The organism is Rhodopirellula sp. UBA1907 (assembly GCF_002337565.1).
Lineage (GTDB): Bacteria > Planctomycetota > Planctomycetia > Pirellulales > Pirellulaceae > Rhodopirellula > Rhodopirellula europaea.
The window spans coordinates 34,086-58,005 of the sequence record NZ_DDGH01000013.1 but is presented as its reverse complement, the minus strand read 5'-3'; the positions used below and the strand labels follow the sequence as shown (position 1 = coordinate 58,005).

General features: G+C 55.8%; 8 protein-coding genes. 4 read left to right on the top strand and 4 right to left on the bottom strand.

Features of this window, described 5'->3' with window-relative positions:
• A partial coding sequence (locus tag B2R17_RS03305; protein WP_286762835.1) for a LamG-like jellyroll fold domain-containing protein occupies positions 1 to 10,952 on the bottom strand: 10,952 nt, incomplete at its 3' end.
• A 510-nt stretch (positions 10,953 to 11,462) separates the two neighbouring features.
• Here B2R17_RS03305 and B2R17_RS03300 point away from each other — a divergent pair.
• From B2R17_RS03300 to B2R17_RS03285, 4 genes are read left to right on the top strand one after another with little or no spacing between them, the layout of a single operon-like run.
• Complete coding sequence (locus B2R17_RS03300; protein ID WP_286762834.1) at positions 11,463 to 13,352, top strand: TolC family protein; 1,890 nt, start codon at positions 11,463 to 11,465, stop codon at positions 13,350 to 13,352.
• Between the two features lie 4 nt (positions 13,353 to 13,356).
• The gene (locus B2R17_RS03295; RefSeq protein WP_286762833.1) at positions 13,357 to 14,286 is read left to right on the top strand and encodes an efflux RND transporter periplasmic adaptor subunit; all 930 of its coding nucleotides are present in this window, start codon (positions 13,357 to 13,359) and stop codon (positions 14,284 to 14,286) included.
• Complete coding sequence (locus B2R17_RS03290) at positions 14,280 to 15,728, top strand: efflux RND transporter periplasmic adaptor subunit (RefSeq protein ID WP_286762832.1); 1,449 nt, start codon at positions 14,280 to 14,282, stop codon at positions 15,726 to 15,728. Before B2R17_RS03295 ends, B2R17_RS03290 begins: the two co-directional genes overlap by 7 nt.
• Entirely contained in the window at positions 15,680 to 18,067 is a 2,388-nt protein-coding gene (locus tag B2R17_RS03285) for a site-2 protease family protein (protein ID WP_286762831.1), read from the top strand. The genes B2R17_RS03290 and B2R17_RS03285 overlap by 49 nt, the downstream gene beginning before the upstream one ends.
• Before the next feature lie 79 nt (positions 18,068 to 18,146).
• Here the strand turns inward: B2R17_RS03285 and B2R17_RS03280 are convergent, their stop codons facing one another.
• The 3 genes from B2R17_RS03280 to B2R17_RS03270 form a co-directional block, all read right to left on the bottom strand.
• The gene (locus B2R17_RS03280; RefSeq protein WP_286762909.1) at positions 18,147 to 20,867 is read right to left on the bottom strand and encodes an O-antigen ligase family protein; all 2,721 of its coding nucleotides are present in this window, start codon (positions 20,865 to 20,867) and stop codon (positions 18,147 to 18,149) included.
• A gap of 273 nt (positions 20,868 to 21,140) precedes the next feature.
• Positions 21,141 to 22,622, bottom strand: coding sequence for a DUF4346 domain-containing protein (locus tag B2R17_RS03275; protein ID WP_286762830.1), 1,482 nt, complete (start codon positions 22,620 to 22,622; stop codon positions 21,141 to 21,143).
• A 77-nt stretch (positions 22,623 to 22,699) separates the two neighbouring features.
• Positions 22,700 to 23,599 carry a DUF1573 domain-containing protein gene (locus B2R17_RS03270; RefSeq protein ID WP_286762908.1) on the bottom strand — a complete coding sequence of 300 codons (900 nt, stop codon included), beginning with the start codon at positions 23,597 to 23,599 and terminating at the stop codon, positions 22,700 to 22,702.
• Positions 23,600 to 23,920: the final 321 nt, after the last annotated feature.

Genomic DNA, 23,920 nt, shown 5'->3' with positions numbered 1-23,920 from the left:
TGCAAGTTGTTGATGACCGGTAAGTCGATTACCGCCGAGACATTGATGTCGCGAGACGCAGCGACGGAATTGGTCGTGCCGTCGTTGATGATGAACTGCACCGTGCGAGTCGTTTCGTCTGGGTTCTGGCTGTTGTTGTTGTAGGCAACCGAACGCAGTGCGGCCTGGTATTCGGCGACGGTGGCGGTTCCGGACAGGGTCAGGATTCCGGTGCCGGAGTCGTAAGATCCGGTGATGCCATTTTGGTCGGTGAAGACAAGACTGTCTTCGGTGGAACTGAATCCAGCGGTGATCGACACCGTTGCTGATTCCAAGTCCGAATCATCGACGTCGCTGAGCGTTAGCGTGTCGGTGATCGCCTCGTTGCCGTCGTCTTCGGTGTAGTCCAGCGCCGTGCCTTCAATGGCTGCTGCGATCGGCGCGTCGTTGATGCCTGTGGTCGTGATCGTAGCGGTTGCGACGTCGGTATTGCCGTTGCCGTCGATGACGGTGTAGGTGAATGTGTCGGTTGCGGTCTCGCCGTCGTTGAGACCTTGGTAGACGGTTCCAGGATCGAAATCGAAACTGCCGTCGGCATTGAGTTGCACGGTCGCGCCCGAGGCAAGCGTGACGGTTGTACCTACGTCGCCGCTGATGCCGTTGATCTCCGTGATGGTGATCGAATCACCATCGGTATCCGCATCGTTCGCCAACAAACCGTTGGCAGCCGAAACGACCAGCGTTGCGTCTTCACTGAGCGCGTAGGAGGATCGAGTCGGCTCGGCAGTGGCCGTTCCACCGCCCAAGACGCCATCGTTTCCTTCACCGGAATAGTCTGTGACCGTGGTTCCCGATTCGTCAAAGCGGTAGTTGGCAACCAAGCCAGTCGCTGTACCGGAGGGTGGCGAATCGATCGAGGCACGTATTTCATCTTGTGATCGAGCCACATTCCAAATGCGTACGTCGTCGATGCCGCCTTGGAAATACTGGCCGGCTGGGTTGTTGCTACGGCCACCGATGTGTAGTTCGTCCATCGTTGGATGAGCGTCGCCGATCGCCCCGCTGCCTTCGTAGACGTCCACCACATCGCCGTTGACATAGGTTGTGACGGTTCCGTTGTCATAAGTGACCGCCACGTGCGCCCATTCACCTTCGGTCAGAACGTGATTCGTGTCGTGCCATGCCCAGCCGGGATCGGTGTTGTTGAATCCCCATTTCAGTGATCCATCCACATCGACGGAAAGTTCGTATTCGCCCTCTTTGTTCAGAATCATGCGGTCGGTGTTTGCGGACGCCTCTGGACGCACCCAAGCTTCCATCGTCATCGTGTTGGTCATTACCAGTTCTGGTGACGACGCGATGGCGACGTAATCGTCGGTGCCATCAAATTCCAAATGGCCATCGTCGTCGTTTGCGTAGACTGGGCCGTTGATCGCGAACTGAGCGGCAAACTCGGACGTTTCTTTCGTCGTGTCGTTGGTCGCGGTGGCGGTGATGAGGTCGCCTGATTCGACTTCGGTGAACAGCGTGGTATTGAACGTCGCGTTCCCGCTGCCGTCGGTCGTGACGCTGACCGATCCTAGGAAGGTTTCGCCTTGTCCGTATCCGTTGGCGTAGCTGGCCGAAGTGAACAATTCGATCGTGAACGTTTCGTTGGCGGTGCTGTTGAACGTTCCCGAGATTGCAATCTGTGTGCCGTCGCTGACCGCTTGCGTGATCACCGGGAAGTTTTGCAGCGAGTTGCCACCCGCATCGGCATCGCCAGCGTCGTTGGCTGTGTAGTACGGCGCGGTTCCGTAGGCGATGTCGTCGCCGGACGCTTGTAAATCGATGCCGATGCTGCCTGTCGACGCCGTGCCCTGACGGGAGAGCACAGTGCCGTTGCCGTAGATTGAGTTCTCCGTGATCTCAATATCATATGCACCATCGTTAACGGTGATGCCGGCGCCGTAGTTGTCAGCGATTATGTTGTGGCGAAGCGTGATGTCATTCGTACCGCTGCGGAACGCGATCGCATCAAACTGGACTTCTGATCCAGAACTCGGTCCGACCCCATTGCCGACGATCGTGTTGTCAGTGATCGTGACGCCGCTGGTTGAACCCGACAGCAGAATCGCTTGCGTTGAACTGCCGGCAATATAGTTTCCGTCGATGGTGCCGCCGGTGGAGCCGTTCATCGCGATGGCATCACCGTTGCTGTAGTTGAACCCGCTGTTGACAAATTGGTTGCCGGTGATGCTCCAGCCGTCGGAGGCGTTGCTGGCGTGGATTGCCGCTGCCTTGGAGTACGCCAGGATGTTGTTCGATAAAGTTCCGTTGTCCGCGCCAATCGATTGAATATGTATCTGGTTGTTCAGGGCGGCACCTGGATCCGATATTCCCGTGCCAGGCACCCCGAAGACGTTGGAGTCGATCACGGTATTGATCACAGCATCATTGATGTAGATCGCGGCATCAGATGAGAAGCCATACATCGCGAAGCCTTGCACCGTGACGTTGTCGGCGCCTACAACCAAGCCATCGAATCCTGACGCACCGATGATTGCGATTTCTGGTCGCTCAACGCTGCTGATCGCTTGGTCGTTGGTGCCGGCTTCGTTACTGACGCCCAAGCTTCCTGGATTGACGTCTCCGCCAAAGACGGTTTGGCTGGTTCCGTCCAAAATGACTGATTCGGTGATGGTCGGCAGCGCGGCGGTCAGCGAAATTTGCCAGTGCGCGTCGACTCCATCGGTGCCGGTGTAACCCGCGTCGGAATTCAAAATCGAGAAGTTGATGGTGTCCTGGCCGAGCGTTCCATTGGCCGCTGTGATAGCTTCGCGAAGTGATACCTCGCCGTCGGTGCCACCACCGACCGCGTACAGCTCTTCGATCGTGTAGGTTGCACCCAGCCCGGTGTCGTCGACATCCGAAGTTGTGGTGACGGTTAGCGACGAATTTTGCACATCCTGGACGGTGACGGTAATTGATTGATTATCGGTGTGCACACCATCGCTGACCTGAACCTTTACGGTGTAGACATTGTCCAGGTCATCATCAGCTGGACTTTCGTAATCCGGCGGGTTGACGAAAGTCAGGTTTCCACTGCTGTCGATTGTAAAGTCGTTTTGGTCAGGCCCGCCGATGATCGAATACGTCATCGTATCACCCGGCATGTCGGCATCGCTAACGGTGACCTGGGTCACGAAAGACACGGTTTCATTCACGTTGACGCTGGCCGTTGCGCCACCACCATCGCTGGTGATCGCGACAGCGTTGTCGTTGATCGGGTTCAGCGTGATACTGAACGAACCGGTCGACGCCGAGCCAGCGCCATCATCCACGCTGAACGAAAAACTGTCCGCCAAATTTTCGCTGTCATCGTGATCGTAAGTGATGCGTCCGGCGTCGATTTCCGATTGCGTGAACGAGGTGGTGACCATTCCGTCCAATTTCAATTGGCCGTGACCGGGGTTGGCCGTCACTGTGTAAGTCAATTCGCCAGCGGTATTGTCAACATCGGTGGTCTCCAGCATCGACGAAGTGATGGTGTTGCCCGCTGAGCCTTCGTTGAACGTTGCCCCGTTGTTGGTGCTGATGACTTGTTCGTCGTTGACATCCGCGACGGTCACCGTGACGGTGTTGTCTGCTGTACTGAATGCGGTCGAACCGCCGCGTGTCGTTACATCCGCTGTTCCACCGGCGGTACCAGACGTTTGGTCCCATGCGTGGTAGTCCAACGTCAGGGTGCCGCCATTCTCTGTGTCCGGTGTGAAGCGAATCAGGTCATTCGCTCTCAAAAGCAACGCGGAAGTTGCGTCGACCGATGGAATCAATGTCCAACTGGATCCACCGTTGATGCTGTATTCCAAAGTTCCACCAGAGCCCGCGGATCCAAAGATCGCGGCACCTTCCACTGCACCGGCGTCGGCATCGGTGACGGTACTGCCCAAGAACGCTGAGACTGAAGCGGCGAAAGGAGCTCCATCTTCGGTGGCGGGATAGGTGGGCGATGAAGCCGTCATCACCGGCGCATCATTCACGTCGTTGACTGTGATCGCGATGGTCTCGTTGTAGGTGCTTCCCGAGGAATCCATCACTTGTACGGTCACGTCATGCGATGTGGTCGTTTCAAAGTCGAGCAGTGAACCGTTCGCGACGGTGATCTCGCCCGTGTTGATGTCGATTGCAAACCGACCTCCTGCCGAATCGAGCAGGGTGTAGTCGAACGTGTCGTTTGCATCGGCATCGTGGGCAATTGCGAATCCGACCTGCGTGTCGTTGGCTGCCATTTCATCGACTGCCAACGTGTCTCGCGCGGCACCGGCCACGTATCCGGTGCCGGTCGCATGACCGACCGTCAACACGTAGCCGTTGGCAATGTCAACGATTTCACCGGAGACAAAACCGTCGAATTGCCAGTTGGCCAGCAATCCCGCTGAGGCGGCTTCGGCAGACGTGAAATCGAGTTTGTAGTTGTCGTGATCGGCGATGTCCGAATCGGCACGAACGTGGTCCCAAACTCGAACGCCATGAAACGTGCCCGAGAAATGTTGTGCGGAATCGAACCCAGACTCCGCGCCGCCGTCTTGGTCTTGTCCCAGCACGAACGCGCCGCCACCATTGGTGTTTGCCTGAGTCCCCGTGACGATGGATTCGGCGAACACACCATCGACGTAGAATCGCAATTCTCCACCGGGTGTGTCCCAAGAGAATGCAACCGTGTGCAAATCGCCGTCAAAAAGTTGACTGTAGGTTCCGGTCGATTCATACCCGGTCCAATCGAGCGTCCCATCCGCGTGGATTGCGAGATACGATCCTGAGCCACCCGACTGTCGTGAATAGAGTGTCGCCATGTCGGCTGGAGTTTGCAGATCCGAGATCGCAAATTCCATCGTGATCCCCGGCAGGCCGTCCCAGTAAGGAACGCCACTGGAATTGTCGACCAAGTAGGCGTCATTTCCACCGTCTGAGTTCAACGCAACACCGACGGACAGATCCGTGGGTGCTTCGCTGACATCATCGACCGCAACGGTCATCGTTTCGTTGTACGAGTTGCCAGCGGCATCGCTTACCGTGACACCAATGTCGTGAGACAAGCTGGCTTCGTGGTTCAATAGCGATCCATCGACCACCGTGATTTCGCCGGTGTTTGAATCGATCGCGAACCGCCCGCCCGCATCGTCGTTCAGGCTGAACGTGAAGTTAGATAAAACTTCGCTTGCGTCCCATTCAATGATGTAGCCGCGGTTGTCTGCACCGGAGAGGTCAAGCCACTCGCCGGTCGATCCGTAGATAGCTAGGTAGTCTTCGTTCCCTCCAAAGTCATTGGGCTCAATTGAATTAAAATTGGCGTAAACGCCGGCAGGTGCTGCACCCAATTCATCACCAACCCAGAAGTTGTCCGCCTCCACCCCGTCTTCGATCCAATTCCAGTTGCCTTCGCTCGTCGCGTCCGTGCCTCCAATGTAGAACTCCGATCCCGCTCTGGAAACGATGTCCTGAACCAGTTCGTTCTCGTAGGACGAACGGATCGTTACCAATTGACCGCCGACTCCGTTGATCAAGTCGCTGGAAGCGCTCGACATGGCAGTGGTCACGTCCACTGCGTTTGTGACAAGTTTGTAAAACTTCCCCGTCGCCGCGTCGTAGGACAACGTCGGGTCATCGTTCAAAATCGTCGTCACAGCAGCGGGAATTTCGATGACTTGAACGTCGGCGATGTATGGACCATAGGTGCTGGTCGGACCTTCGAGCGATCGGAACTGGAGCACCGAAGTCGTGTCGTCGGCTGTGAAGGTGAAGCTACGCTGCTCAAACGCCCCGGTTTCACCCCATGACCAATTGCTCTCCTGAGTCGCTTGGAAATCGGCACTCGTACCACTCGCACTCACGCGAAGGTTCTTGACGGCGTCTCCGCCGCTAAAGTCGCCTGTGAGCGCAAAAACGACTTGGTACTGCCGCCCCGCAACCGTCGTCAAGATTTGCTCAATCGCTCCTGGCGCAGAGCCGTCCAGGTTGACAACGCGACCGCCCAACGGAGACTTCCAATCGGTGGTCGCAAACAGGTCGATGGAGGCTTCCGTGACCGTCCAGTCACCAAACGTCCCGGTCACACCATACTGGGTGGTGGACGGAGTCGCTTCGTTGAATAAACCATCGCTGGCAATGTCTTCAGCAACGTCCGGGGCGCTCGGTAAGACGAAGCCGACCGTCGATCCGTTGGTGGTGTTCTCAGCGACGTGAAGATCTTCAACCGGAGTGCTGGCTGTAAAACCAGTTCCGACTGCATGTCCAATGCTCAGGTTGTTTTCGGACCCAGTGCCCGCAGTGACGATGTCGACCACTTCGTTGGAACCATTGAAACCATCGAATTGCCAGTTCGCCATCAATCCTTCGGCTGTCGCTTCCGCTGGTGTAATGTCCAGCTTCTGCTGATAGTTCAGTGCAATCTCTTCGGCGCCGCGGGCGTGGTCCCACACCCGGAAATCATGAAAGGTCCCTTTGAAGGCTTCATCGGAATCAAAGGATCCGGTCGAATAGTCCACGTGCTGTCCGAGAACAAACGTGTCACCGCCAGTACTGCCCGCTTGCGATGCGACCGAAGTGGATTCGACATACTCTCCGTCAACATAGAACGCGATATGGCCTGCCGACGCATCCCAGGTGATCGCTAGGGAGTGGACATCGCCGTCAAGTAGCTGAGTGTACTGCCCAGAGGACGTGAGTCCCGCCCAATCGAGCGTTCCATCGTCGTGAACCGCGAGATAGGACTGGGCCGAGCCAATGTCTCTTTGCGTGTAGAACGTGGCCATACCACCTGGGGCGATATCGGTCAGGCCGGAAAACCGAACTTCGTAAGTGTGCCCATCCGCCCCCAGCAAAAAGTCTGCATCGGTAGCAGCAAGGTAAGCATCGTTCCCGCCATCAGTGTTCAGCTCGATACCGCTGGACAGGTCGCTTGGCGCGTTGTTGGATTCGGCCAAGTCGTTGAGTGAAACCGTGAAGACTTCGTCGTAAGTGTTGCTGTCCTCGTCCGTCACGCGAACGGTCAACGAATGAGATGCCTGGCTCTCGTAGTTCAACAATGATCCATCGGCAACCGTGATCCTGCCCGTGCTGGCATCGATCGCGAAGGCACCGGCGACGGTTTGTGACTGGATCGTGTAAGTCAATGCATCGGTTGCATCCAGAACGCTGTCTGCATCCCACTGAACCACGTAGCCGTCCATTGATTGAGCGGCGGTGGCGTCAAACCACGCGCCGTCGAACTCTTGTAGGAACGCGTAGTCTTCGCTTGCTCCACCATTGGGACCGGTGGCGGTGTCCCAGTTTTGATATCTACCGTCGACAGCGTAGCCGTTTTCATCCCCTTGCCAGAAAACCGAAGTGTTGACGTCTTCGTCGTTCCATTGCCACTCACCTTCAAACGATGCATCGCTAGCACCAATCCAAACATCATTGCCAATGAAGTCGGTCGCCAATTGTCGAATGAAGGCATTCTCGCTGGCTGATTCGATGGTGATCAAGTCGCCCGTTAAGCCCGAGAGGGTGGTGCTTTCGGCGGCCGAGTGAGCAGCGGTCCAGGTACCGCTCGACAAGACCGTTTTGTAGAACTTGCCGGTTGAAGCGTTGTAGGAAAGACTGGAGTCGGCAGCCAAAAGTGCAGCGATTCTTGCTTCACGTTCGGCATCGACGCCTGAAACTTGCCCGACGATCGTACCGTCGATTGCGTTTTCATCTACGGCAAGAGTCAATGCCGGATCGCTTGTAGTGAATCCGGTACCACTGGCGTGACTGAGTGTTAGGTCGTTGCCACTGACTGATTCGGTGACGGTTCCTTCAGGCGACAAACCGTCAAATTTCCAGTTTGCAAGTAGGTTGGCTTCATCGTAGGGCAATGCGCCGCGGTAGCTGGCCCCGATTTCCCCGGCGGTCCGGACGTCATCGAAAACACGCACATCGTGAAGCGTGCCACGAAAGATTTGACTCGCTACATAGCCTCCATCGACAGAGTCTTGTTCTTGGCCAAACACCAGTGTTCCACCGGCAGCAATCGAGTGTCCAACTGCAACGCTAGATATTGTGGACTTGACTACCCCGTCGACATGCAGTTCCGCCTCACCCGTCACGCTATCCCAAGTCATTGCGATGCCATGAAGCTCGCCATCACCGAGCGACGTGAAGTCAAAACCGGAGAAGCTGTAACTCGCTCCATCGGTATACAGCAGAAGAGTTGTTCCGCTGACGATACTCAGTAAAGCATTCGAATCCGCGGCAGTCGCGTAAGAAAAAAGTGTTGTTTGATTGGTGATCGAAGTCGATGAAAACTGCATCTCGATCGTGAATTCGGTCAACCCACCGAGGACACTGTCGCCGTCATCGGCGATGAAATACGCATCGTTTCCGCCATCTTCATTGATGCTGATGCCCCCTTGCGTCGTGTCGGTGATCGCGAGGTCAGTCGGCGTGTCGGATCGATAGGCATGCAGGTCCGCCATGTCCGATTCGTCAACTGCATAGTTGTAGACTCGGATATCATCCATCAGACCAGTGAATTCACCGCCTACGGAACCTATGTCGTACGCGCCGAGCTTCACGGAGGATGGACCAGTCAAGTCGTTGAAGAACGTCGTCGTTGACGCGTCGCCTTGTGAATAGGTCACATCGCCGCCGGTTAGTTTGATGCCGTCGATGAACAAGCTCGTGCCGCTCGCGTCGGTGGTGACCGCGACGTGGTGCCAGGTGTCGTCGTTGATGGTCGCGGTCGAAGTCGCACGCATGAGCGAAGAACCGCCTGCATTGACTGCCCAAGTCAAGTTTCCGTTTTCAACCCACAACGATGCGAAGTTGCTTGTCGCACCGTCGCTGATGTCAAAGATGGTTGAGAAGTCCGACGAGGAAAGTTTGACCCATGTGGAAATCGTGCCCGCGGTCAGGTTCGCGAAACTACCGACGTTCGCGGATAGGTCCACATAGTCGCCTGTCCCATCAAGTGTCAATTTTCCGTCACCGACCTGATTCGTTCCGGTCGTTGTGTCGACCGATGCATCACCCTGCAGAACACCATTCAAGCCGTTCACGCTGCTGTCGGTCGCACCTGAACCCGCGTCGAACTTGTAGTGTGCGAATAATTCGGGCGGCGCGACATACTCGTACGCACCAATGTCGGGCGATCCGTCACGTGCGACGCCGCGTTGATCTTCCACCGCCAAGGAACTGGTGGCTGCGTTGTAGGCGATGCTGCCACTGTCGATTACGTGGATGGATTGCCCCGATGTGGCATCCACGCTCAACGCAGCCAAGGAGGGATCGTTGCCTAAGAGGTCGGTTCCGACGGTACCACTGAAACCGCTGTTGTGTTCGACAATGTTGTAGCCGCCACTGACGATCGTGCCATGCACGTCACTCCCACCAAGATTGGACGTGTTGTCGGCGAAAATGGAGGCCTCGGTATTGACTGTTGCGGCCGTTACATAAACACCACCGCCATAGCCGTTTGTGTTCAGAACGGTGTTATCGGCGATCGTCGAATGCACGATGTTCACCGTGCTACCTGCATTCTCAGCGTAGATACCACCGCCGTAGAATTCTGCTTCGTTGCCACTGATCGTCGAGTTGGTGATCGTGGTGGTTCCGTTGTAAACGTGAATCGCACCACCGCTCGCACCGCTGGTATTCCCGATCAATGAGGTGCGATCAAGTGTCGTCGTTCCTCGAGAATAGATCGCACCTCCCCCGACATTTCCGACGGTGTTATTGGTAAAAGCCACATCGGTTGCTGTGAAATCGCCCTCGTTGTAGACGGCTGCCCCTTCTTCGGTAGCAGACGACGCTCCCGTCAATGTCATATCGCTGATCGTCAGATCAGCTGCGTTCGTGATATAGAAGATTCGATCACCGAGTGACGACGCATCGAGGATCGTCGTGCCAAGGCCGTCACCAGCAATGGTGATCTGACTTGTTACGTCCAAGTCACCCGTTGCGGATGCGTTTTCGAATTGGCCGGCGATGTCGAGAATGTAGGTTCCCGCACCCAGAACGATCGTGTCCGCGCCGGCCGTGTTGTTGGCGGCAATGATCGCCTCGCGAAGTGAAATTCCAGTTCCGCCCGGCGTTGCCTCCAAAGCGGTGATGTCGGACGTGTTCCCATCGTTCTCGTCATCGGTGGTGGTCACCGTGATTGTTGCCAGCGTGTCATACCAACTGGCCTGTGCAGCGTATCCGAACGCAACATCGGTCGTCACATCTCCGACGGTGTATTCGAGGATCCAGTCACCACCGAGTTCCTCGTGTCCAGTCGCATCATCACTTGCTGCGACGTCGCAGTTGCAAACCAGTGCCAACATCTCGATCAGGTCTTGACCTTCGACCGTGCTCGCCAGGTCACATCCATAGATTAGCAGGTCGGCCTGCACATCAAGCGAGTGTCCCCACGACGCAATGTCACCGGCAAACGACGGAGCGGAGTCGATGCTCAATCGATCGCTGCCCAACTGAATTGCTTCGCCGTCACCGTGCGAAACCAAGTGAATCGCATCGACTCCTTGCAACGTCGATAACGCATTGCTGATTTGATCGATGCCGCTTTGGTCACTCGCCAAACGCACGATGACCCACTGCGTGTCTTCACTTTGATTGCGAAGGTTCTGGACGAGCGTATCGCTCTCCTGCACACCGTCATCAATGAAGATGACTTCGATCGGCCGAGCCGGATCCATCGTGATGGGACCGTCGGCTGGATCGAAGAATTCGGGATCGTCTTTCGGCCGACGTGCTTCACCGTCAGGCGTCACGTTTGTGATATCGATGTCATTCAGCGCAGCGTCGATCGAATCCAATTCGGCGTTGAGTGATTCAAGTAACTCCGCATCCGGAGCGACGACTTCAATTGCTTCCAAACCTTCACCGGAGAGAAGGACTCGATCTTCCAGTTGAAAGAAGTGAAAGTCGCGTTTGGACATCGCTGAATCTTCAGGAACGTTATTTTGCATGGTGAATTGCCTCATCGTCCTAAACGACACAAATTGACGCCCGCATGAGACGTACGGGTGTCCACGTAGGATCCGCTGACTTTGCGGGTTCAGCTGACCTGACGCGTTATTCCGATTGCTGCCAGTCAAAACGCGTGTGAGGCTCAATTTGCTCACGGTCGTTGCAATCCTCTCGACCGTCTCATCCGAAGAGTTATGTACACGTAGTGAATCAACGCACAGGATCTCACGACGTTGTGGTCACCCCAGTGGTTGAGAGGGCACGCTTGCCAACCTTCGGATGAAGGAGCAGGCGACAACCGACGGTGATTGTTTGCGATAGCAAATTTGGTCTAGGTAGGAATGAAGCCCACGTATCAGCATCACCGCAGCATTCGACGGAGGAGACCCCCGCAGGTCTCGACGTCGAAATGTGAAGAACGGCGTTCGTCTGCGAAGGCAATTTGGCCTTTGCGACGATCGACGGTCGCTGCTTGGATGCTAGCAACCTGTGGTTTGATCTCGTGCGGGATGCATTCACAGGGCCTCAGAGCGGAAGAAACGTCGTTTCAGCAGTTCCTCGACAACGCTGCACGCAACATGGCGGAGGCCAATCGCCGGGATTCGTTGCAGCCCGAAACGCCGCCAGCAGCCCATTCAACGCCTCTTGCGTCATCAACCAATGACACGTTGGCGTTGCCGCCGGAACCGACGGAAGTCACCACGGCGGTTGACACCATCGCTCCTTGGTGGGAATCCATTGCCTACTCGGGGCTGTTACAGACGCCTGAGCAAGTGTCATTTGATTTGCCAACCGTCCTGACGGACACGCTCGAGACCAGTCCTCGGATCTCATCAGTTTCACGGCGGACTTCGATTGCGTACGAAAAGATTGTGCAGCAAAACGCAGTCTTCGATCCGACGCTGTTGTTGGAAGGTGGCTACGGCCGTGTCAACGATCCGGTCGGCAGCACGCTGACGACGGGCGGTCCTGATCGATTGATTCAGAACTCGGTGATCGCTAGCGGCGGCTTCCGCAAATTGACGCGGCGCGGTGCGGTCGTCGATCTGACGCAAGAACTGGGAACGCTGGATAGCAATAGCCTGTTCTTCGAACCCAACCCGCAAGGCAATTCAAGAGTCAGCCTCAGCATCACGCAGCCATTGTTGGCGACCAGCGGTGAAGTCTACAACACCCGGCTTGTCACACAGGCGTCGATCGACAGCCGGATTGCTTGGCAAGAGATGCGTTCGGAAGTGGAAGCCCACTTGGTCGATACCTTTCAAGCGTTTTGGCGTTTGTATGAACGACGTTGTCACCTGGTTCAACAACGAAGCCTGATCGAACGAGGCGAACAGATCGCACGCATCGTGGATGGACGTGCGGATTTGGACTCCGGGCCGCTCCAACGAATCAAGGTGCAACGTCGATTGGCAACCGATCGTGATCGCCAAATCGAAATCGAAGCTGAATTGCAACGACTGCAAGTCCGTCTAAGAACATTGGTTGGAAGCCCGGAACTCACGGCGTTGAATCAATCGGTCGAAATGATTCCGTTGGCCAATCCCGCTATCCCGAAAGATGACATCGATCTGAAGGACGCCATCGTTCGCGGGTTGGAATATCGGCCTGATATCCAAGCCGCGACGCAAGAATTGGCGGCTGCGGGCTTGGGGATCAACGTGACTCGAAACGAATTGAAACCGCAGTTGGATGCGGTTTTTGATGCGTATTTGTCCGGTCTTCGTGGGAACAATCGATTTTTCCAAGCGTTTGGTGACCAGTTCACCGAAGGCCCCGGTCTGACGGCGACCTTGCAATACAGCCTGCCGTACGGTCGCCGCGCCGCACGAAGTCGAGTTCGCGAGGCGAGGTATCGATACCAACAACGCAGCGAAGAATTACGCCAAAGTTTGTTGGTGGCGCGACGCGAAATTGAAACGGCGTTGATTCAAGCGAACGCAAACTTTCAGCTGCGTGAAAGCAAGGCGATCACTCTGCAAGCCGCGATTCGCGAAGAAGAGATCGCCATGCGTCGTTGGGAATTGTTAGCGGGCGACGGCGGACCGACGGCGCTCGTGCTGGAGGATCTGCTGGAAACTCAGAAACGTCGTACCGAAAGCGAGCAGTTGTTCGTCACCGCTCAAGTCTCATCGATCATCTCTTTGATCGAGTTGCAAAAGGCGATGGGGACGTTGTTGATGACCGAAGGCGTCGAGCCATCTCGATGCGGCGACACGAGCGAGATTGATATTTTGCAAATCGAACCAGTTGAGATCGATCAATTGCATGCACCGGCTCAGACCAACCAGTGGAGCCCACAGGTGGTCGGTGAATCGTTGATTGGAGAGGTTGGGCTGATTGAATTCGAAGATTCATCGGCTGGCGGCGCAGCGTCCACATTGGAACGGATGGAATAGGAAAATGACAAAGCAAACATCATGGACGATTGTCGGTTTGAGCGTCTTCATCGCGTTTCATCTAACGGCGGATCTCGCATTTGCGCAAGGCACGTCTGCGACGCAGCGCGGCATCGCATTGTATGGTGATTCTGCCTACGAAGGTTTCTCGCAAGCCATCGAAGACGTCTACCTTGGAAGCGAAGATCTCGGGCGAATCATCGAATTGCCGGTGAAGGTCGGCCAACGGGTCAAAGCCAACGACGTCATTGCTCGATTGGACGACGAAGTTGAAAAGGCGTCGATGGAGATCGCTCAAACGCAAGCCGCCATGTTGGGTGAAGTCAACGCGGCGCAAGCGTCGTTGGACATGCAAACGATTCGGGTCGAACACCTTCGTCGTTTGTTGCGTGACGAGATGGCGGGTTCCGATGAGCTCCGTCGAGCCGAATTGGAATTGAAGATTGCAGCGGCACGGTTGTTGACGGCGACCGAACAACGAACGCTTCGATCGGCCGAAGCCAACCGACTTGAATTGCAATGGAAGCGACGTACGATTCGAGCTCCGTTCGATGGCGTCGTTGCGGAAAAGAAAGCCGGTCTGGGAGCCACGATCACGCCTTCGTCACCGGAGATTGTTCGTCTGGTGCGGACGGACATTCTTCACGGTGTTTTCAATGTGATGGCCGACCGAGCACTGCAGATGAAGCCGGGCATGGAAACCCAGGTCTATTTTCGGGCCGCTCGCAAAACCGTGGATGGAAAGATCGACACGATCGGTCCATCGATCAACAGTGAAAGCGGCACGATCGAAATTCGGGTGCGGATCGACAACCCAACGGGCGAACTTCGGCCTGGCGACCGCTGCACCATGCGGGTCGTTGCACCGAACCCATCTGACGAGAAGCCTGAGTCGATCACCAAACTGCGAAAGTCAGGAGTCAATCGATGGTAAGCACTGCCGCATCGACCGATTTCGCCAGCCAAGCCAAGCCCAAACGTGTGGTCGCGTCGAACGCTACGAATGCGCAGACGATGCAGTCCGCTGAGTTGTCGGATATTTCGCGATCGAAACTTTTTCAATCGATGTGGCACACTTGGTTGACCGAGATGGCGTCGACAAAAGACCGTGTGTCCGCCGCGGAATTGTTGGTTCAGCGGTTGTGCACCGTGCTGCCTGAACACACCATTCGATTGGGTTGGGGCGGTCGGACGTTGCATCGGCTGCACGATGGACGGCTGGGTTGGTTGGGAGCAGACAACTCCATTCGTCAACGCTATGACGCACAGTGGTTGGCATCGACCGCAGAAGACAGTCCACCGCCGACCGAAAGCACGTCGCGATGGGACAACGGAACTTTGGTGATCGATTTGGTTCCGGATGTCGAGAACGCATCCCACCCAAGCGAGAACGCATCCGGCGGTTCAACGTCGCCGCGTTGTCAGCTGTGGATTCGTCCTCCTGCCGCGGATGATTTTGATGCCCGAACGTTCCAACGGATGCTGACTCCTGACGTGATGGGATTGTTCGCTGCGATTTTTTTGAGTCGCCCGGCAAAGGATCATTGGGGACGTTTGGCGAACAAGCTGAGCAAGTGGTGGTCACGGCGAGGGCTGATCGGAATCGCTTTCTTGGTGACTTTGATTTTGACATGCATTCCCATGTCGTATCGCACCCATGCGATCGCGACGGTCGCCCCGATGAACGGACGCCTGATCGCATCGCCAATCGATGCGACGCTGCTGACGACGTTGGTTCGTCCCGGCGATCGTGTCACGGAGGGACAAACACTGCTGCAGTTGGACGGTCGGCCGTTGCGGATCGAGTTGGAATCTTTGCTGGCGGAAATCGATGAGGCTCAAAAGGACGAGGACATTGCACTGGCAAGCAATCAAATTGCTTCAGCCCAGTTGGCTGGGTTGCGCCGGAAGACGTTGCTTCGGAAAGCGGAGTTGTTGCAAGACAAGCTGAGCAAACTTGATGTCGTGTCGCCGATCGATGGGATCATCATCCAAGGTGACCTGACTCGATCCCTCGGGACACCGTTGGAAATCGGGCAAACGTTGATGGAAGTTGCTCCCGAAGGAAACGTTGAGATTGAATTGGAGTTGCCCGAGTCTGAAATTGGATTCGTGGAAATGAACGCTCCTGTCGAGTTGTGGTTTCCCGCCTTGGATGCGGTAGCTTTCGAGAGCAGTGTTCAGTCCGTTTGGCCTGCTGCGACGATTCGTGATGATGCCAATGTGTTCGTTGCCATCGCGGAACTGCCAAACGAAAACGCGGCCTTGCGAGTGGGGATGCGTGGCGAAGCAATCGTGATGGGACCCACCTATCCATGGATTTGGAAATGGATTCGAACCCCCGTGAGACGAATGGGGTGGATGATCGGATGGTGAATCCAAACGAAGCTGCCACAAATGAGCCGCAATTGGACGATCGCGTTCTGGCGGAACCCGATGTGCTGACTGATCCCTCGACGCAAGCACCCAAAGTGCGTCTGGATCCGGAGATGGAGTTCACTGTATGTGAGGTGGCTGGCGTCACGGTCATCCGTGCCGCTCACGGCGGGACGGGGCAGCATTTTCAATTGGGAACGTCGGAACACTACGTTGCAACGCTGCTGGACGGTCGTCGCTCGACCACCGAGATTGTGCAACAAGCCCAGCGGGATGGTTTGGATTGGTCGCCAGAAGACGTCGCTGATTTCATCGCGGTGTTGGTGGCTCAGAAAATCGCAATCGCAGAAGCCGTTCCGACCGCGACGCCGCCTGCAATGCCAGCTGAAGTCGTAGCTGATCCCGCGAACGAGTCCGACGCCCTGGATACCGATGAGGTGTCGACGGACGACTCTGTTGAGGCTGCATTCGAACAGCCAGCGCGGGCCAAGCGACCCGGTCTGTTCGCGGTTCTGATCCAGGTCCTCTCTGTTAGCATTGGTCCGTTGATCAAGGCGTGTTCGTGGTTGATCAGCTTGCGGTTCCCGCTGATCAATGCGAATGGACCCGCTAATGCGTTGCTGCCGTTTGCGCGACCACTGTTCACGGCTCACGGTGTTGTGGTTGCGGGAGCATTCATCGCGATCACGATGACTTTCGCTTTGTTCCAACGTAGCCAACTAACAGCGGAGTTGATGCGAATTTTCGATTCGCAGCTTTGGGTTGGAATGCTGGCCATCTGGGCCGTGATGAAGTTGATTCACGAGATGGGCCACGCCGTCGCGGCTCGTTGGCATGGAGTCCAGGTTGGTAAAGCCGGCGTGATGTTCTTTCTGATGGCACCACTTGCCTACGTGGACGTGACCAATGCTTGGCGTCTTCCCAACCGCCAATCCCGCGCTTCGATCGCGATGGCGGGTGTGTACTGGGAATTGTTGATCGCATCGGTTGCATTTTGGATTTGGTGCTGGCACCCATCCGACTTCGCGGCACACTTGGCAGCACAAATATTCTTTATCGCCGGTCCTGCGACGTTGCTGGTCAATGCCAACCCGTTGTTGCGTTTGGACGGCTACTACGTTCTCTCCGACTGGACGGACATTCCCAACTTGCGAGAGCAAGGTCGCAAACTGTTCGGTGGTTGGTTGCAGTTCAAGTTGTTTGCGATGCGAGGTGACAGTTGCAAGCTATCGGGTTGGCGGCGTGGATTCGCTGCTTGTCACGCCGCCGCATCGGTTGTCTTCCAGGTTGTCTGGATGGGCGGATTGATTGTCGTTGTATCAATGTGGGCGGGCCCGGTTGGATTGCTGATGGCAATGGCTGCGATCCTATTGTGGGTCATGCTTCCAACGTTGAAATTCGCGGGCAAGGTTTGGAACTACGAGGGTGAGGCGGAATCGTTTTCAAAGTGGTCGCACCGTCGCCGCGCAATTTGGACGTGCGTAACGTTCTGCTTTTTGGCCCAGTTCTTGGTGACGTTGCCGTCACCGCTCAGCCGTCCTGTCCCCGTCGTCGTGCGATTCGCGGACGATCAAATTCTACGTTCGCCGGTCAATGGTTTTGTCGATCAGATTGTCATGCAATCCGGTGATTCAGTGATGGCTGGACAAGTCATCCTGCAGTTGATTGATCATGAACTGGTCGCTGAACGCGATGCGACTCAGTTGGAATTGGATGCGGAAGAGATCAAGTGGCAACGTCATGAAGGGTTGGGCGAACTTGGCTTGGCCGAAGCCGCCAAACAGAAGTCCGAGAGTTTGCGCCGCAGCTTGGAAGAACTGAATGCACAGGTCGATTCGCTGCGGGTGGTTGCTCAACGCGACGGCGAAATCCTGACAACGGATTTAGAAGACCTTCGTGAATCCTATGTTCGTGCCGGACAAGAGTTGGTCCATATCGGCGTTCGCCAGCGAATGGAGCTGTTGGTGTCGGTCGGTGATTCCGACTTGGACGCTTATCGTTCGGCACTGCAAAAAGACGAACCCATGCAAGTGCTTTTTCGCGGCGGGGAAATCATCGAAGTCCATCCCGAGAAGTTGCAGCCTCGAGCCAGTCGCCAAATCCCGCACCCCGCACTCGCGGCAATCGCGGATGGACCGCTGCCGGTTGCTCCCGCGAAAGAGCAGTCGCAATCATCGGATCCCTACGAATTGTTGACACCGCGTTTCCAATCGATCGTCCCGCTCTCACCCGCAGTCAGTGATCGCGTGCGAGCTGGCGAGACCGGACAAATGGCTCTTCGCGATCAAAGAAGCCTGGGGCGACGGTTCTGGGATTGGTTGTCCGAGGGTGCGTCTTGAGACAACTCCCTCATTTGTAACACCGGTTGTGCCTGCCAATATTTCAACACACAGCGACAATCGAGGTTTCAAACCCCCGCTAATTCAAAATCGATTCGACACTCGGGAGCGTCTTGTCTTTTGGCAGACTGGGTTCGAGCATTTCCTTTCGATCGGCTTCTGCAATGCGATCGACAAATTGTTGGAACCGTTTGTCTTTCGGAAATGCTTCGCGGCCCATTCGTGAATGTCGCAGGGCATCTTTCCGATTGCCGGTGATCAGCATTTGCTCAATCAATTGAACTCGGTATCGCGGCTCATCGGGCATCAAGCGGATGGCTTCTTCGCCCGACTTGGTCGCTTTCTCGGTGTCAGACAGTGTGAAGTGAATCCGTGAAAGAAGTGCTTGGCATTTAGCGCGACCAGCCAAATTGGATGCGCGACTGCAATCGATCGAACTTGCAGCGTACTGAAGGAACGGTTGATCGGGTTCATCCCACAACATCACATCGGCCGCCGCCAATTCAATCGCTTGCGATTGTTCCGGAATGACTCTGCTGAGCGGCAATTTATCTTGGTTGACTCGGAAAAGAGGCATCAACTGAGATGCCAGACCGGGACGCAAGGCGAGCGAATCTCGAAACGTCGATACGGCTGAATCGTAGTCGCCGATCATGAAAGCGCGTCGCCCCAATCGCATCAAACGAATGGGCTCGGTGGAGTAGAACTTCGCAAGATGTTTGACCGCGACGCTGGTTTCGGGCTGGGGTTCCAGAACAGATTGCAATTGCACCAACGATGCTCGCGAGGCTTGTCCGAGCGGGCAAGTCACCACGCCAGCCAAGGATGTGTTCCAGGCGTCTTCGTAATGCAGAATGCTCTTGAGCGGATCTCGCGTCATCGCAGCCAATGGCGGTGGGTAATCCAGTTCACGCTCGTTCAGATTCGTTTTCGCGTAAATCTCACCTGCCTGTTCAATCGTCGTCGGTCGCCATTCCAACGTCTCCGCCAAGCGTCCGCGATCACGCTGAGTCGCAGCAAGCAAGGTTCGCGTTTCGGGGAACGGGTTGGATTCCAGGTTCTCGGCCAGCAACGACTCGACTTGTTCCAAAACCTCAGGTTGAAACTTCATTCCCGAGTATTCGCTTTGGATGCGGCGGACCAGTGATTCCGATTCGGCGTCGTTTTTCAAACCAGGAATCGCGAGCACGGACAGCAAAATAATCGCAACCGCGATGGCACCAACACTGACGGATGATGTCAGGCGGCCCCACTTGGAAGTGGATTTCAATTTGATCTTCGCGCCGCCCGAAGCGGACTTCGTGTTGTCGGTTGTGGATTCTGGTTCGACGTCTGCGGCAGCGGCTTCTTCTTCCCGTTCCGCCGCGGCCATTGCCATGGCGTATTCGGGATCCGCCATCGCCATCGCGTGATAAGGATCGTCTTCTTCCTCGGGCATTGGAGCTTGCAGTCCACCGCCAGCAACCTGTCGCGAGACCACAGCGGTCGCCAGCACCACGGCAACGAATAGGTTGGCGGGCATGATCAAACCGAAGTCAAAGAATTGCGACGCGGCAACCGCGGCGATCGCATACCACGCCGCGACGCGAACGCCTTGATCAACGGGGTCGGCTGACGTCGACAACCGCCGCAGTGACCGAAGCAAGATCACAAACAGCAGCACCGTGATCACTACGCCAGGCAATCCGGTTTCGACCAGCATTTCCAACCACAAGTTGTCGGCGTGTTCAAACCATGGTCCCGGACTTTGCGATTGGTACGGCAAGTAGGAATATCCGTAGGTGCTGATGCCGGATCCCATCGGGAGGTAAGCCATCGCGGCATTCCATCCATCTTGCCAGTGCAGCAACCGGCCGTCTTTTTGCAACGTGTCTGCGTTTGCGGAAATCATCTCGAGCCGAGTGATGGATTCGAGATTGAGCTGCATCGGAACTGTCAAAATCGCGACCGAGATTGCGATCACAACTGCCAACACAGGCAAACCGATCAACCCGCGTCTTGGGCGAACGTATCCGAAAGCGAAAACCAATCCAAACAACGCCGCGACCACACCGCCTCGCGAACCATTCAGAAGCAAACCGGCAACACAGGTAATCGATGAAAGCAAACCGATCAGTGACTCTCGGTCCGAGATCAGTGCCAACAGATCATTGAATTCAAAATCGGGATCATCCAATTCGATGTTGTGTAGAGCCATCATCCGCCAAGACAACAACCCGAGGCTGGCGGCCAAACCGAAGTTCAACATCAAAGCAGCGTTGTTGCGATTGACGAATCCGGCGAACCCGCTGGACTTGGATTGGAAGAACCAAATGTCCGCCGTCGGGTCGAGTTTGCGGTAGAAGCCGATGATCGCGACAGATGCACCCGTGATTGCGATCGCGCTGAGCAACATCGTCAATCGATTGCGAGCGTGGAAGACGATCGATGCCGCGAAGGAAAGCGGCAACAACAACGTCAATAACATCGCGACGTGATGGGTATCAAACGGCGACACCGACATCGCGTGGATCGAAGGTTGTTCCTCCGCGGGCACCAAACCGTCCAGCCATGTCGAATAGGCCTCTTGAGATCCGGGGCTGAGCAATCCAACGAGGCTGGACGGCAGCGGCATGGTTTGGATCCATGCGAGCAGCACCAACAATCCGAGCGGGATCAGCAACTTGTGTTGGCGCAGACCGCTGGACGCGGTCGTGTCCGTCAAACCGACCAGCGATAACAGCATCGCGACCAAGATACCGGTGGCCGCGACGTATTGACTCCAGTGCAAGATCCCGCCGAAATCCGCTGCCAAACACAACGGTATTAGGACCAGAATCGAGGCGGAGATCCATAGCAACGTGGTGCGTAGAACTGACACGTGGGCAACCGAACCAAAAGAACCAAGAAGGATATCTCTGGTTAGGTTTTACCCGATTGCTACGAAGGACAAGACCGTCTTGACGAAATGTTAAAACGTTTGGAGTGTCCGGTCGCCGTCCAACCGTGCGTGCTGCAGCGATTGAATCCTTTACGACGACGTCAAACCGAACACAGGTGCGGCGGCCGGCGGAATCGATTGACCGAGGCCAGGTCAGGAATTGGACGGATCGTCTGGTTTTTGCGGACTGCGTGCATGCCGACTGGTTCGCTCGATCCGGTGCGAATCTTCCTCCACCGTGAGGTGCCCCCAGTGCAACGCTTGGTCTTGTTCGTATTGTTTGCTCAGCGTCAGTGCGATGTTGGCTTTCGCCATTTCATAACCCAAGTAAAACGCGTGCGATGCGTCGACGTTGTCCGATTGCGGTTGCCGCATCAATTCAGCGAACAACTCAAACGGGTCTTTGCCGACCAGGTGCAAACCGGCACTGATCAAATGGATTGTGTCGTTCTGAGCGATCAAACGGTAATTGTTGTCTTTAACGCCGTTGGCGAGCGCCGCGAGTGCCGCGTCCGAATGCGGTCGCAGTTTCGGATCGCGAAGAGTGACGAGTTGATCGGACAGCCGTTTGGGCGGCACGCCTCGCGAAACCGCGTGGTGGACCAATCGTCGAGCGATCTCGCATTCCGCGACCGACGATTTCGCCCAGTTGATGACTTGCGTGGTCAAGACACTTCGGATGGACAGCTCTTGGCAGATGCCGAGCAGCAAGAAATTAACGCCCGCCGAATCGACATCGGTCAATTCAGTCAGGTTGCCAATTCCCATCATCATTTCAATGTCGGGATACCGCCGCCGAACCTCAGCGTAGCGGAGCAGGCTGTTGGTGAAGCCCGATCCAATGGGCTCAAGAATCGGATCGACTCGAAAGGGAATATTGTGTTGTGTGAGAAAGTCGATCGTTTCATCGAGGCTGGACAAGTCGTCTGGCACATCGGGAATCGCGACCACTTCGCATCCCCAGTGACGCGCCGCCTCGCGGTTGGATGAGTTGACGGACAACACCAATGTGGCACCCGCGCGAATCGCATCGCCAGCTTCTTCGCCATCAAACGTGTCGATGCTGACGGTGTGGCCGGAGTCGACGAGAGCCGAAACGTAGTCCCCGATCATTTGGCAACGACGCGAAGGATCACATCCCACGTCGATTCGATCTGCTCCCTGTTCACGCAATTGATTCGCGATTCGCACGACCTCTTCGATCGACAATCGCGGGGCGTGATTGATTTCGGCAATGATCTCGATCGAGTGAGCCGACAAGTCGACGGCTTCTTGACGACCGGTCATCCACGCATGCAGGTCTCGGCAATCTTTCGGACCGCACAACACCTCAGCAGAAGTCTGCTGGATCAGCCCGAGCAATGGAGCTGCCAAATCGCCGGCCGCTTCAAGGTTGTCCTCCAGAAATCCAGGCAGGATCACGTGGGTGGCGCAATCGGGGATTTCCCAGTGACGGGAAAGCCACTTGGGCGTGATCAACGCGGCCACCGTGATCGGAACCACGCCGACGCTGTGCTCGCAGCCAAATGTTTTTGCGATACGAGATGCCTCTTCGCTCACGGCAGCTTCCGCCAAACGCCCGGTCAAGAAATGAACGTGCGAGTCGGCGGTCAGCTTGGGAGGCGAAGAAGGCATGCGGTAGCGATGTGGGCGAAGGGCGTTCGCCCCAAATCAACAAAATCGATCCCGTCGGTGCGAGATCAGCGAGTGGGCTACTTTACCGTACCCGTCGCGACGCATTCAGCGGTCTTGTTGCCCGGCAGATCGGTCACGATTTCGATTCGTTGAGCGATGCGGGCTGGTTCATCGCCACCGGTGAATTTCATTTCCACGAAGTGCAGCTTTTTTTTGCCTTCGGGAATTTCAAACTGGAAGCGATCGTCCGGGCATCGAACTTCTTTGATTTCAAATGCCTCTTCACCACGAACCAGCAATCGCTTGCTGACCGTTTTGCCCGACTCGGTTGTGCCCAGGCTGACGGCGGCGGGAGAAACGCTGATCGTTGGACGGATCATTCCCGCGATCGACATTTCAATGGTTGGGAATTTGGCGTCGTTGCTGACCAACGTCAATCGTTCGCGAATTTCGCCTTCCTCCATGGTGTCTTTCATGCGTACACGCATTTTGTACTGAACCATGTTTGGCTGAATGATTGGTTGTTCCAACTTGACCGCAAAGTCGTCGCAGTGGCTGCGGACGTCGGTCAAACGCCAACTTGAATTGCCGCGATGGGTAATCGTGATGTCTTTCTCTTTGACTTCGCCATTCTTGCACTGACCAAAATCGACTTCGGGTGGATCAAAAGTGACGTCGGTGCGAATGAAGCCGCTGACTTTCAGTTGAACTTCGGCGTAGTACGGTTGGTCAAACACGACCGTCACGGTTGCAGCTTTTTGACCGATGAAGGTACTCGTGTTCAGTGTCGCAACGATCGAACTGGTTTCGTGAGTTTTCAGCGTGTCGTTGGAAACGGTCGGCGTGGTGCAACCGCAACTGCTTCGGACGCCTTGGACGTGGACTGTTTCTTCATACAGATTGCGAAACTCGAATTTGTATTCCGCCTTGGTTCCGCGACCGACGACCCGGAAGTCGTGGTTGGTCTCAGTGAACATTTTCTCGGCCCAGTTTTGAGCGTTGGCTGAAGAAGCCAGCGACATCAAAGAGAGCAGAGCGATGCAACCGGTCAGGCTGGAACGGACGAGTGATCCAATCATCAAACAAATCCATCAGGCTAGGGCGAATTCTGGCACAGCAGCAACGCTGGGGCGTTCGCACGAGGATATCGGGTGGGCAATGGGACATTCAATTCGTCGACGCCGTCCTTCGCCGCCTCTGATCGCTGAGGTCGTCCGACCTAGGAACAGCTTGAATCGGATGATTCAATCGAATCGATCGTCGGGGTGGTTATCTTTTCGGCGTTTTGCTCAAAGTTT

What these genes read in the sequence shown, in the direction of transcription:
- B2R17_RS03295 (WP_286762833.1), top strand. Translation starts at nt 13,357, where the DNA reads ATGACAAAGCAAACATCATGGACGATTGTCGGTTTGAGCGTCTTCATC.
- B2R17_RS03300 (WP_286762834.1), top strand. Translation starts at nt 11,463, where the DNA reads ATGCATTCACAGGGCCTCAGAGCGGAAGAAACGTCGTTTCAGCAGTTC.
- B2R17_RS03285 (WP_286762831.1), top strand. Translation starts at nt 15,680, where the DNA reads ATGGATTCGAACCCCCGTGAGACGAATGGGGTGGATGATCGGATGGTG.
- B2R17_RS03270 (WP_286762908.1), bottom strand. Translation starts at nt 23,599, where the DNA reads ATGTTCACTGAGACCAACCACGACTTCCGGGTCGTCGGTCGCGGAACC.
- B2R17_RS03290 (WP_286762832.1), top strand. Translation starts at nt 14,280, where the DNA reads ATGGTAAGCACTGCCGCATCGACCGATTTCGCCAGCCAAGCCAAGCCC.
- B2R17_RS03275 (WP_286762830.1), bottom strand. Translation starts at nt 22,622, where the DNA reads ATGCCTTCTTCGCCTCCCAAGCTGACCGCCGACTCGCACGTTCATTTC.